This window comes from Paracoccus sanguinis (assembly GCF_900106665.1).
GTDB classification, from domain to species: Bacteria; Pseudomonadota; Alphaproteobacteria; order Rhodobacterales; family Rhodobacteraceae; genus Paracoccus; species Paracoccus panacisoli.
The window spans coordinates 142,284-154,872 of sequence record NZ_FNNA01000002.1 but is presented as its reverse complement, the minus strand read 5'-3'; the positions used below and the strand labels follow the sequence as shown (position 1 = coordinate 154,872).

At 74.4% G+C, this 12,589-nt stretch carries 9 protein-coding genes; 4 read left to right on the top strand and 5 right to left on the bottom strand.

Annotated features, from left to right (window positions below):
* Nucleotides 1-18: 18 nt before the first annotated feature.
* On the bottom strand, nt 19-822 hold the full coding sequence (locus BLW17_RS07230) for an SIMPL domain-containing protein (protein ID WP_074826381.1): 804 nt from the start codon (nt 820-822) through the stop codon (nt 19-21).
* Nucleotides 823-1,045: 223 nt separating this feature from the next.
* On the opposite strand from BLW17_RS07230, the gene BLW17_RS07225 reads away from it, so the two are divergent.
* Both BLW17_RS07225 and BLW17_RS07220 read left to right on the top strand, forming a co-directional pair.
* Nucleotides 1,046-4,570, top strand: a complete 3,525-nt coding sequence (locus BLW17_RS07225; protein ID WP_074826377.1) for a hypothetical protein — start codon at nt 1,046-1,048, stop codon at nt 4,568-4,570.
* Nucleotides 4,571-4,623: 53 nt separating this feature from the next.
* Entirely contained in the window at nt 4,624-6,546 is a 1,923-nt protein-coding gene (locus tag BLW17_RS07220; RefSeq protein ID WP_036704548.1) for a cation:proton antiporter domain-containing protein, read from the top strand.
* Nucleotides 6,547-6,565: 19 nt separating this feature from the next.
* Here the strand turns inward: BLW17_RS07220 and BLW17_RS07215 are convergent, their stop codons facing one another.
* Nucleotides 6,566-7,222, bottom strand: coding sequence for a hypothetical protein (locus tag BLW17_RS07215; protein ID WP_052176590.1), 657 nt, complete (start codon nt 7,220-7,222; stop codon nt 6,566-6,568).
* Nucleotides 7,223-7,322: 100 nt separating this feature from the next.
* A complete protein-coding gene (locus BLW17_RS07210) occupies nt 7,323-8,012 on the bottom strand; it encodes a M48 family metallopeptidase (RefSeq protein WP_036712131.1) in 690 nt (229 codons plus the stop codon).
* Between the two features lie 138 nt (nt 8,013-8,150).
* Between BLW17_RS07210 and BLW17_RS18790 the strand changes: the two genes are divergently transcribed.
* Nucleotides 8,151-9,905: a calcium-binding protein gene (locus tag BLW17_RS18790; RefSeq protein ID WP_052176591.1), complete on the top strand. Its 1,755-nt coding sequence runs from the start codon at nt 8,151-8,153 to the stop codon at nt 9,903-9,905.
* A gap of 27 nt (nt 9,906-9,932) precedes the next feature.
* Here BLW17_RS18790 and BLW17_RS07200 read toward each other — a convergent pair whose 3' ends face one another.
* Complete coding sequence (locus BLW17_RS07200; protein WP_036712132.1) at nt 9,933-11,114, bottom strand: vWA domain-containing protein; 1,182 nt, start codon at nt 11,112-11,114, stop codon at nt 9,933-9,935.
* A 5-nt stretch (nt 11,115-11,119) separates the two neighbouring features.
* Complete coding sequence (locus BLW17_RS18090; protein ID WP_168782245.1) at nt 11,120-11,290, bottom strand: hypothetical protein; 171 nt, start codon at nt 11,288-11,290, stop codon at nt 11,120-11,122.
* 173 nt (nt 11,291-11,463) lie between these two features.
* On the opposite strand from BLW17_RS18090, the gene BLW17_RS07195 reads away from it, so the two are divergent.
* The gene (locus BLW17_RS07195; RefSeq protein ID WP_036704552.1) at nt 11,464-12,588 is read left to right on the top strand and encodes a Ppx/GppA phosphatase family protein; all 1,125 of its coding nucleotides are present in this window, start codon (nt 11,464-11,466) and stop codon (nt 12,586-12,588) included.
* The last annotated feature ends 1 nt before the right edge of the window (nt 12,589 follow it).

Sequence of the window (12,589 nt, the reverse complement as noted above, 5' to 3'; positions counted from 1 at the left end):
AAGGCGACAGCCGACGGGTCATTGCCCCTTCGGCACCAGCGTCCAGATGCCCGTGACCTGCACGGTCAGCATCAGCCGGCCCGTCTCGACCTGAGTGGCGGCGCCGCCCGCGTCGCGGGCCATCGAGGCCATGGCCATCGGCATCGGCGGGCTTGCCGCCCCGCCCTCGGTCAGCGAGACGAGCGGCCCGAGCGCCATCCCGGCTGCCGCGGCCATCGTCTCGGCGCGCCGCTGCGCCTCGGCCACGGCCTTCCCGCGGGCCTCGTCCAGTGGGGCCGCGTCATCCTCGCGCGAGAAGGCGATCCCCTGCACGTCGGTCGCCCCGGCTGCCACCATCGCGTCGAGCAGCGGCCCGAGCTTCGCCAGGTCGCGGACCCGGGCGCTGACGATGTTCTGCGCCTGATAGCCGGTGATGACCGGCGGCTTGCCCTGCTGCGAATAGTCCGCCATCGGCGACAGGTTCAGCCCCTGGGTCTGCAGATCCTCGGGCGCGATCCCCTGCGCCTTGAGCGCCGCGATCACGTCGCCCTGCCGGGTGGCGTTGTCGGCGAGCGCCTTCGCCGCCGTCTCGGCCTGCGTCGTCACCCCCAGCGCCACGGTGGCGAGGTCGGGCGCGATGCCGACCTGACCCTCGCCCGTGACGGTGACGGTGGCCGGGGCGGGGGCGTGCATCGGCATGACGTGACCCTCGATCGGGGGCATGGGCATGGGGGGCGCGGGCGGGGTGGTCTGGGCCAGGAGCGGCGCGGTCATCAGGGCCAGCGCCAGCCCGCCACCCAGCGCCGGGCGCAGGCTGCGGGGGGAGAGGACGGAACGGGTCATGCAATGTCCTTTCGAGACGTCATCGGCACCCCGGTGCGGACGCACGGCGGCGCCGCGCCCCGCGGGGTTGCCGGCCGAACGCCGCGCAGGGCGCGCAGGCTCCGTCACGAAGCGGTGTTTTGCTTTGCTTGGGGGGATGGATGCGGTATCCATGGAACTGAGCAGCAACGGACCGGATCGCGCACGAACGACGAGCCGGCCACGAACAAGAAAAGACCGGCACATGAGCACGAGCCCCGCGCCCGAATACGCCCTGTCGTTCAGCAGCGACGCCGTTCACCTGATGGAAAGATCGGATGCCAGCGCCGCCCCCGCGGTCCGCTGGCACGAGCGCGCCTCGGCGCCGTTCGACGCGCCGGACTTCCGCTCGGAAATGGCGCGGCTGAGGCGGCTGGTGGCGAACGGCCCCGACGCGCGGGTGGCGCTGATCATCCCCGACGACCAGATCCTCTATACCTCGCTGCCGGTGGCGGCCGAGGATGACGTGGCGGCGGGCCTCGGCCGGGCGCTCGACGGGCTGACGCCCTATCCGGTCGCGGACCTTGCCTGGGACTGGCGCCCGGTGACGGGCGCTGCCGAGGGGCGCGACGTGCGGGTGGCCGCGGTGGCGCGCCAGACGCTGCGCGAGGCCGAGGATTTCGCCCGCCGGCACGGGTTCGCGGCGGACGGCTTCGAGGCCGATCCGGCCGAGGGCCTGTTCCCCGAGGCGCCCCGCTTCTCGGCCGAGGCCAAGGCGGCGCAGGACCACGACCTGCCCGGCGACGCCCCCGAGCTGCCCGGCGACGCCCCCGAGCGCGCGGGTGAGACGGCCGCTTCGGCAGAGGGCAGGAACGAGGCCGATGCGTCCGAGGTGACTGGGCCGGCGACGTCGGATGAGGTCCCGGCAACGGCGACCGTTGTGGCAGGCTCCGCTGCGGCTGCTGCGGTTTCCGCGGCGGGCGTGTTCGCCAGCGCCGGGGAACCGGGGGCCAAGGACACCGCCGAAGGCGCCTCCAGCGCCCCGGCGGCCGTGGCGCCGAAGCTGGAAGCGCCCGAGACGACGGCACCCGAGACCGACGAGATCGCCTCGGCGACGGTAAACCCGCAGACCGTCGAGCCTGAGACGACGAAGCCCAACGACACCACCCCCGAGGCCAGTCGCACCGGGGATGGCCCCGCCGCCAAGTCCGACGCCGCCCCGGCCAAGGCCGAGACCGCGCCCAAGGGCGACGGCCAGGCCGCCCCCGCGTCCACTCCCGCCGCCGTCGCAGGCCCGACGCTGATCGCCTCGGCGGGCGCCGCGCCGGCCGCCGGGTCGCGGGTCACCGATTTCCTGCCGGCCGACCTGCCGCCCTCGGCGGTCCCGGCGCCGGTCGAGGTGGTGGCCCCGCCCTCGGACCTCATCGACGCCTCCGACGCGCCCACGCCGGCGCGCGAGCCGGTGCCGCTGCCCGACCGGGCGCGCGCGGTGCTCGACCGCGCGGCCGAGGCCCGCGCCCGGCGCACCGCCGAGCCGGTCGAGGCGGTCGCACGCCATCCCGGCGCGCGCGGCGGCATCGGCGGCCTGCTGGTGATGCTCGGCGCGCTGCTTCTGGGCCTGATGATGATCTGGTCCTTCGCCACGCCCGGCCCGGGCGAGCGGCCTACGGCCACCGAGACCGCCGCCCCCGCCGCGGTGGCGGACGCGCCGCCCGCGGCCGTTCCGGCGCCCACCGCCAGCGCGCCCGCCCCGGCGACCCAGCCGGTCGCGCCGCCGCCCGCGGCCGTTCCGGCGGCCGCGGCCGTGCCGTCCACCGCCCAGCCGCCGATCCGCGTGCCGGAGCAGACCCTCGTGCTGCCGCCGCCGCAGATCGCGGGCCAGACCGCTGCGCCCACCGCGGCGCCGGCCCCGTCGCAGGCTGCCCCGGCGGCTCAAACCGCGACCCCTGCGGCGCCCGCGCCCGCGGTTGAGGCCGCCAAGCCAGCGCCGGCTGCTGCCGCGCCTGCGGCCAGCGCCCCGGCGACCGCCGCCGCCCCGGCCGCCGAGGCCGCCCGCACTCCGACCGCCACGCAAACCGCACCCGCTCAAGCCGCGCCGGCGCAGGCCGCCTCCACCCGGACGGCGCCGGCTCAGGCCGCGCCCGCGCCAACGGCCCCGGCCAAGGCCGCCCCCGCGGCGACGCCGGCGCGCACCGCGCCGCGGCAGGCGGCCCCCGCCACAACCGCGCCGCGCGCCACGGCCCCGGCGCGGCCAACCGTGCGCCGGCCCCAGCCCGCGGCGGCGCCGAAGGCTGCCGAGGCCGACCCGCTGCCCGCCGTCGTGCCCGGCCGCCGCGCGCTGACCCGCTCGGAGCGTCCGGCCGAGCGGCCCTCGCGCCCCGCGGCGGGGCGCGCGACGACCACGACCGCGCCGGCGGCCTCGCGGCCCGCGGCCACCTCCTCGACCCCGGCCGCGGCGCCTGCCCGCGCCCCGGCGCGCCCGGCGGCGCCGCGCAGCGAGGCCGCGCCGGCCAGCGCGCCCGCCACCTCCTCGTCGGTGCCGCGCCCGCGGCCGCGTCCCGAGGAAGGCTCGGCCGACGAATCCGTCACCGCCGCCGAGATGACCGCGGCCGAGGCCCGGGCCGCCGACGCGTGGCTCGCCGACCTCTATCGCACCCATCCGACCCTGCCCCGGCTGGCCGGCGTGGCCCCGCGCGACGGGTCCGAGCCGCGCTATGCCGAGTCGCGCCCCTCGCGGCGGCCGGCCGGGTCGAGCTCGGCGGTCGATGCGGCGGTCAAGGCCGCCGTGGACGACGAGCTGCTGAAGAAGAAGAAAAAGGCCCCCGCGGCCAAGGCCGACGCCCCCGCGTCCCGGCCTGCGGCGCGCGCCAAGGCCGATGCCCCGGCCGCGGCCAAGCCCGCCGCCGACAAGGCGGCGCCCGCGAAGTCTTCGAAGACCGCCACCAAGTCTGCCCCGGCCGACGATGACCGCCCGGCCAGCCGTCCGTCGCGCAAGCAGGCCGCGGGCAAGGGCTCGGCCGCCGCGGTCGAAAGCGCCATTGCCGAAGCGGTCGGCAAGTCGGGGGCCACCCCCGGCGCGGTCGCGCTGAGCACGCCCAAGTCGCTGCTGCCGCCGCACAAGCCGGCCCGCAAGTCGGCGCCGTCGGCCGCCGATGCCGAGGCCGAGGCGGTCGCCGCTGCCGCCGCGGCCGCCCGCCCCGACACCCCGCCCGCCGCCGAGGCCCCGGCCGAGACGCGGACCGCGAGCCGTGCCCCCGCCGCGCCGGTGGTGATCCCGCCGGTCGTCCCCGAGGCGCCCGCCGCCGACGTGGCCGCCGCCCAGCGGATGCGCGACGAGCAGTTGCAGGCGCAGGCCGAGGCCCGGGCCCGCGCCAACGCGGCCTCGGACGCCCAGGCCGAGGCACAGGCCCGCGCCCAGGCCGAGGCCCGCGCCCGCGCCCAGGCCGCCGCCGAAGAGCGTGCCGCCATCGCCGCCCGCGGCGAATATCGCCCGCCCGAGAACGACGACGAGCCCGAAGTGGCGACCACCGCCGCCAAGGGCACCACCGCCGGGCAGGTCGCACGCAACGCGACGGTCGGCGGCATGGAGCTTGGCCGGACCCAGGTGATCGGCGTGATCGGCGCCGGCCGCGCCAGCCGCGGGCTGATCCGGCTGCGCAACGGCAAGGTCGTGACCGTGCGCCTCGGCGACCGGATCGACGGCGGGGCGATCAACTCGATCGGCAACGGGCGGATCAGCTACGTCAAGGGCGGGCGCCAGTTCAACCTGCCCATCCTGAATGGACGCTGAGCCGGCTGCCGCCCTGACCCTCGCCCCCGCCCGCCGGCGCGGGGCGGGGTAAGATGGGGTCTTTCCTGCTGATATCGGCGGTCTACCTCGCCACCATGGTGGTGGCGGTGCCGCTGTCTGCACGGCTCGGGCTGGGGTCGGTGCTGGGCTACCTCGTGGCCGGCATCCTGATCGGGCCGGTGCTGGGGCTCGCCGGCAGCGCCGGCGACGTCGCCGACCTGCAGCATTTCGCCGAGTTCGGCGTGGTGATGATGCTGTTCCTGATCGGGCTCGAGCTCGAGCCGCGGCAGCTCTGGGGGATGCGCAAGCGCCTGCTGGGCCTCGGCGGGATGCAGATCGCGGGGACCACGGCGGCGCTGTTCGTCCTCGGGCTGGTGCTGAACCAGACGTGGCAGGTGGCGCTGACGCTGGGGCTGATCCTCGCCCTCAGTTCGACCGCCATCGTGCTGCAGACGCTGTCGGAAAAGAGCCTCATGCAGACCAGCGGCGGCCGCAACGCCTTCCTCGTGCTGCTGACCCAGGACATCGCGGTGATCCCGATCCTGGCACTTCTGCCGCTGCTGGCGGCGGGGGCGGCGACCCCCGACCATCACGCGCCGGGGGCCGAGTTCATGGCCGGGCTGCCCGGCTGGGCCGCGACGCTGGTGACGCTGGGGGCGGTCGGCACGGTGGTGCTGCTCGGGCAGTTCGCCATCGGTCCGCTCTTCCGCTTCGTGCAGAAGTCCCGCCTGCTCGAGATGAACACGGCGGTGGCGCTGCTTATCGTCGTGGGCATCGCGGCGCTGATGTCGATGGTCGGGCTCAGCCCCGCGCTCGGCACGTTCCTCGCCGGGGTGATGCTCGCCGGGTCCGAGTTCCGCCACGAGCTCGAGGCGCAGATCGCGCCCTTCAAGGGGCTGCTGCTGGGGCTGTTCTTCATCACCGTGGGCGCGGGGATGGATTTCTCGATGCTCGTGGCCCAGCCGGTGGTGGTGATCGGGGTCACGGCCCTCGTCATCGCCATCAAGGCGGGGGTGCTGTTCGCGGTCGCCCGGGCCGCGCGGATGTCGCGCCGGGACCGGACGCTCTTCACCCTGTCCCTGGCGCAGGCGGGCGAGTTCGGCTTCGTCCTGCTGTCCTACGCCACTTCACTCGCGATCATCCGCACCCAGCTTGCGCAGGGGTTCCTGCTGGTCATCGCGCTGTCGATGCTGGTCACGCCGCTGCTGTTCATCCTGCACGACCGGGTGGTGGCCTGGCTCGATGACGAGCGCGACGTGCTGGCCCCGCCCGACCGGATCGACGACCAGCAGCCGGTGATCATCGCAGGGGTGGGGCGCTTCGGGCAGGTGGTGAACCGGCTCGTCACCTCGTCCGGGTTCAAGACCGTGGTGCTCGACAACGACCTCGACACGATCCAGCTCATGCGGCGGTTCGGGGTCAAGGGGTACTTCGGCGACCCGACCCGCCCCGAGATCCTCGCCGCTGCGGGGCTCGAGCGCGCCCGCATCCTCGTCGCGGCCCTCGACGATCAGGAGGCGAACCTGCGCCTCGTCCGCCACGCGCGCGAGCGGCGGCCGGACCTCGTGATCATCGCCCGGGCGCGGGACCGGGTGAACGTCTACCAGCTCTACGCCGCGCGCGCCGACCATATCGTGCGCGAGATGTTCGACAGCTCGCTCAGGGCCGGGCGCTACGTCCTCGAGAACCTCGGGCTGTCGCAGTACGAGGCCAACGAGCTCGAGCGGATCTACTATCGCCACGACCGCGCCGGGCTGCGCGAGCTGGCCGAGGTCTGGAAGCCGGGCGTGCCGCTGGACCAGAACGCCGACTACATCCGCCGGTCCGAAGAGCTGCGCGCGACGCTCGAGAACGCGCTGATGGACCGCTTCGCGGATGGCCCCGCCGCCGCGCCGCTGGACGACGGAGAGCATGACGAGGCGCCCGAACACGGGCTCGGCCTCGGCACCGGCGGGCCGGGCGGGCGGCTATCGTGAGGGCAGCCGCCCGGCGGTCCTAGCGGCAGTAGCTCTGCTGGCGCGTCCACCCGGCGATGTCGGCGCGGCTCTGCGCCGAGCGCAGCGGCAGCCACTCGCGCGCCGCGCCGAGCCAGCGCGATCCGCTGCCTCCGGCGATGGCGTTGTCGCGGCCGACCTGCGCCGCCATGACCTTGACCGCGCAGCGCAGCACCACCTCGCCGCCCTCGGCCCCGCCGCCGCAGCCATGCGCGCGGCGCGACCCGGACGAGAGCCCCATCAGCGACAGCGCCTTGCCGCCGCCGCGGGCCAGCACCCCGCCCGTGGCCCCGCCGGTCGCCTGCCGGGTCACCACGTTCGAGAGCAACCCGGCCCAGAAGGCGGCGCGGTTCTCGCGGCTCGCGGTGGCGTAGCCGGGGCAGTATTGCAGCACGTCCGAGGGCATCGACGACAGCAGCGCCACCCCCTCGGTCTCGAGCGCGTCGAGCGTGGCGACGGTCCATTCCGGGTTCTCGTCGCCCCAGCGCATCGCCGGCGGCTCTTTGCGCAGGTGCAGGGCGGTCGCGGCGCGGGCGGTCAGCGAGGGACGCTCGACCGGGGCGATGCTCGGGGCGGTGGTGGCGCTGCGGACGGCCTCGGACGTGCCGCAGGCGGTGAGGGTCAGGGCTGCGAGGCCGGAAAGGAGAAGGGCGCGCATCGGGGGTCCGTGGTCTGGTGGGGCCGGGGCTCCGGCGGGGTTGCGTGTGGCCCTAGCACCGCGCCTTGCAGGGGCCAAGCGGGCGGGCGCTGACGCGCGATCAGGCCCGCGTGACCGCCCAGCGGCGTTCGAGCGCCTCGATGGCCGCGATCCGGCGCTCGGTGGCGGGGTGCGAGGCGAGCCACGCCACCGGCGCAGCCCCGCCGCCGCTGAGCCGCCCGAGCCGGGCCAGCAGCGACTTCTGCGGTCCGGTGCCGAACCCCGCCTTGACCATCAGCGCGGCGGCGAAGGCGTCGGCCTGATACTCGTCCTCGCGCGAGAGCCGGGCGGCCAGCGCGCTCGCCACCAGCCCGGCCAGCATCGGCCCGACGATCGGGATGATCCGCCCGAAGCCGCCGGCGAGCACCGTCCGCAGCACGCTCTGCCCGGCGAAGTCCATCATCCGCCGGCGCGCGTGGCCGTGGGTGACGTGGCCCAGCTCATGGGCGATGACCGAGGCAAGCTCGGCCTCGGTCACCCGCCCCGCGTCGAGCTGGTCGAGGAAACCGCGGGTCAGGAACACCCGCCCGTCCGGCGCGGCGAGGCCGTTGACCGGCGAGATCTCGTAGACATGGGCGCGGATGCGCCCCAGCCCCATCGCCGCCCCCAGCCGGTCGAGCGCCTGGGCGAGCCGCGGGTCATCCAGCGGGGTCGAGTTCGCGCTGAGTTGCTGGCGCATCCGCCAGCTGGAATAGACCCACATGGCCAGCGCGTAGGCGACGATCAGCAGCAGGGGCATGAGCTTGAGCATGCCCCCGATGTGGGCGCAGCCGGGCCTGCGGTCAACGGGGCGATGCTGTCGCACAAGTCTTACAAACCCGTGCCAGACCCCCGCGCAAGGTGCGGCCGGGCTGGTCCGGCCGGGAGGTCTGGTCCCGGAGGGCTGGTCATGGCGGTTTACGCGACCAAAGTCAGCAGCAACACCGTCGCAGGGGCGCTCGAATCCGGCGGCGCGTCGGGGCCGCTTGTCCTGTCGGGATGGGGCGGGCTCGGCCGGGTGGTCAGCGCCAACGTCGCGCGCGAGATCGGCTTCGCGGCCAGCGCCAGCGTTCCCAACCTCTCCGGCGGCGTGACGCTCGCGACGATCGAATCGCGCCTTTCGGCCCGGTTCACGGCCGGCACCGGGGCCCCGGCCGGGGTCACGGGTACGATGTCCGCGGCCGATACCGGCGCCTATCCCATCGCGGGTGTGGGCATGACCGGATTTCCGCTGTCCCACGCGGACGCCGCCTCGGCCCCCCTCGCCCTGACGGCGCGGCAGATCGCTGGAGGGTTCGCGGCCTCGGTCGTCCTGACCGGCGACCATGTGGTGCGCAGCGGCAGCGTGGTGATCGACGACCCGCTGATCCCGGTGGACACGGCCTATGCGCAGCTCACCGCGACCTATCAGGTGGCCGCCCGGGCCTATGGCAACGCCGCCGACCGGCTGGTCGCCACAGGCTTCGCGGACGTGGTCGAGATGCTCGGCGGGAACGACACCGTGTCGGGGCTGGGCGGCAACGACGTGCTGGTCGGCGGTGCGGGGGCCGACCGGCTTTATGGCGGCGACGGGCTCGACCGGCTGATCGGCGGCGACGACGCCGACGTGCTGGTGGGCGGGGCGGGCGACGACACGCTCTGGGGCGGTGCGGCCGACGACTATCTGAACGGCGAGGCCGGCTCGGACCAGATGATCGGCGATGCCGGCGATGACGGGCTCTACGGTTTCGGCGGCAACGACGTGATGACCGGGGACGCCGGCCGCGACACGCTGTCCGGGGGCGCGGGCAACGACCGGCTGCGCGGCGGGGACGACGGCGACGTGCTCGACGGCGGGGCCGGAGACGATCTGGCGGACGGCGGCACCGGGGCGGACGTGCTGCGGGGCGGGGACGGCAACGACACGCTGATCGGCGGCGCGGGCGCCGACACTCTGGGCGGCGGGGCGGGCGACGACAGCCTGTCGGGGGGCAGCGAGGGCAACGTGCTGAACGGCGCGGCCGGGGACGACACGCTGGCTGGCGGCGACGCGGCGGACCGTCTGTTCGGCGGCGCGGGCGCCGATTCCCTCACCGGCGCGGGTGGGGCTGACCTGATGCTGGGCGGCAGCGGCGACGATCGGATCGTGGGCGGCGACGGCAACGACTGGCTCTACGGCGAGCAGGGGTGCGACAACCTGTTCGGCGGCGACGGCGCCGACCGGCTGGCCTCGGGCGGGAACGCCGGCGGCTGGTCGCCGGAATGGCTCGCCGGCGGCGCGGGCAACGACACGCTGATCGGCGGCGACGGCGGCTGCTGGTTTCTGGGCGAGGCCGGCACGGACGTGATGATCGGCGGCGTGATCGGCGCCTCGGCGGACCGGTTCGAGTTCCGGGCGGCGAGCGACAGCCGCGCCGGCGCGCTGCGCGACGTCATCCAGAACTTCGACCCGGACGAGGACCTGATCCTGCTCAAGGTGGACGCCGACGTGACCCGCCCCGGCGCGCAGAGCTTCGGCACCATCGCCGAGGGGCCGGCCGCGCACGCGGTCTGGTCCAGCGTGCAGGGCGGCAACACCCTGATCCTCGGTGACGTCGACGGCGATGCGGTCGCGGACATCGAGATCCTGCTCGCCGGCGTGGGGTCGATCCCCAACATCGAGCTGGTGGTGCTGACGTATTTCTGACCCGCAGCGGCCCCGAAAGGCCGGCCGTCAGCCCAGAACCCGCATCGCGCGCGTCAGCCCGTCGAGCGTCAGCGGCATCATCCGGCCCGCGAACACCTGCTCGATCATCCCGATCGAGGGGGTGGCGCGCCAGTGCGCCTCGGGGATCGGGTTCAGCCAGACATGGTCCGGCCAGGTCTCGGCGGCGCGGCGCAGCCACAGCTCGCCCGGCTCGGGGTTCCAGTGCTCGTTGGCCCCGCCCGGCGCGACGATCTCATAGGGCGACATCGACGCGTCGCCGACGAAGATCACCTTCCAGTCGCGCCCGAAGCGGTGCAGCAGGTCCCAGGTCGGCACCGTCTCGTTCCAGCGCCGACGGTTGTCGCGCCAGACCGCCTCGTACAGGCAGTTGTGGAAGTAGTAGTGCTCGAGGTGCTTGAACTCGGCGCGGGCGGCCGAGAAGAGCTCGTCCACCACCCGCACATGGTCATCCATCGACCCGCCCACGTCGAGGAGAAGCAGCACCTTGACCGCGTTGTGCCGCTCGGGCCGGGTCTGGACGTCGATGTAGCCGTGGTCGGCCGTGGCGCGGATGGTGGCCGGCAGGTCCAGCTCGTCGGCCGCCCCGTGCCGCGCCCACTGCCGCAGCCGCTTGAGCGCCACCTTGATGTTGCGCGTCCCCAGCTCGACCCGGTCGTCGAAGTCGCGGAACTCGCGCTTGTCCCAGACCTTGACGGCGCGGCGGTGGCGGCTTTCGGCCTGGCCGATCCGCACCCCTTCGGGGTTGTAGCCATAGGCCCCGAAGGGCGAGGTGCCCGCCGTGCCGATCCACTTGTTGCCGCCCTGGTGGCGGCCCTTCTGCTCGGCCAGCCGCTCGCGCAGCTTCTGCATCAGCGCCTCGAAGCTGCCCGCGCCCTCGATCGCGGCGCGCTCTTCGTCGGTCAGCAGCTTCTCGGCCAGCTTCTCGAGCCATTCGCGGGGCAGGGTGGCCTCGTTCACCAGCGCCTCGACCGGGATCGTCTCGAGGCCCGAGAAACTCTCGGCGAAGGCGCGGTCGTAGCGGTCGATGTGGCGTTCGTCCTTGACGAGGATCGCGCGGCCGACGGTGTAGAAATCGTCCACCGACCAGCCCGCGACCCCGGCCTCCATCGCCGCCATGAGGTCGAGCCATTCGCGCAGCGAGACCGGCACCCCCTGACGGCGCAGCGCGTCGAGGAAGGGCAGGAACATCGCCCTCAGCCCCGCGCCGCGCGGTCGATCAGGATCGTGGCGAAGAGCGCGAGGATCGCCAGCGCGATGGCGTGGGCGGCGGCATATTGCAGCCGGTCCTTGCGGTTGCCCTGCGCCGCCCGGGCCCGCAGATCGCCGATCACGGCACCGATCAGGATGGCGGCAAGAACGATCATCGCAGGGGTCTTTCGGGCAGGCTGAGGGCTGGCCCCGGTCTAGGCCAAGGGCCCGGGGGTGGCAAGCGAGGGGGGAGGGGAGGCATCCCGCACCGCCAATGCGCCGGCCGCCCTTGAACCCCGCACCCGGCAGCGTTACCTCTGGTCCCAACACGATATCGGAGGGCGTTGACATGACGCCCAGGCGTCCTGCGGGTGCGGACGCGTTCCCGGACCATGCGGTCGAGCCGTTCTCCACCCGCCAGCCCGACGAGGGCGCGCTCTATGCGGCCCTCGATCTGGGCACCAACAGTTGCCGGATGCTGATCGCCCGACCGACGGGCAGTCAGTTTCAGGTGATCGACAGCTTCTCGAAGCCGGTCCAGCTCGGGCTCGGCCTCGAGGCATCGGGGCGGCTGTCGCGGCAGTCGATGACCCGGACCGTCCATGCGCTGCAGGTCTGCCGGCGCAAGCTGGAAACCCATGACGTCAAGCGGATGCGGCTGGTCGCGACCGAGGCCTGTCGCCGGGCCCGCAACAGCCGCGATTTCCTGCGGATGATCAAGCGCGAGACCGGCCTGCCGGTCGAGATCATCGCGGCCGAGGAAGAGGCGCGGCTGGCCGTGATCTCGTGCGCGCCGCTGGTGAGCCTCAGGACCGAGCAGCTGCTCGTCGTGGACATCGGCGGCGGCTCGACCGAGCTGGTCTGGATCGACCTGAGCGACGTCGAGCCGGCCGAGCGGCCCCGCGCGATCATGCGGCTGGCCGACGGGTTCAACAATCCGGCCCCCGGCGCGGCGCGTGTGGTGGACTGGATCAGCGTGCCGCTGGGCGTTGCCACGCTGCGCGACCAGTTCGACGACGTCGAGGACGACCCGGCCCGCTTTGCCCTGATGAGCTGGCAGTTCGAGCAGATGCTCGAGAGCTTCACCCCCTACACGACCGGCGCCCGCGCCGACGACCAGTTCCAGATCATCGGCACCTCAGGGACCGTGACCACGGTCGCGGCGAGCCACCTTGGCCTCAGGCGCTATGACCGGACCAAGGTGGACGGGCTCAGCATGACCTCGGCCCAGATCGACCGGGTGATCCAGAACTACCTCGCGCTCGGGCCGGACGGCCGCCGCTCGGATCCGCGGATCGGGCGCGAGCGGCACGCGCTCATCATGTCGGGCGCGGCGATCCTGCAGACGCTGATGCGGGTCTGGCCCACGAACCGCCTGTCGGTCGCCGACCGCGGCCTGCGCGAGGGGTTGCTTTACGCCCAGATGGTGCGCGATGGGGTGCTCGCGCCCGAGGACGTCAAGGGCGTGGCGTAAG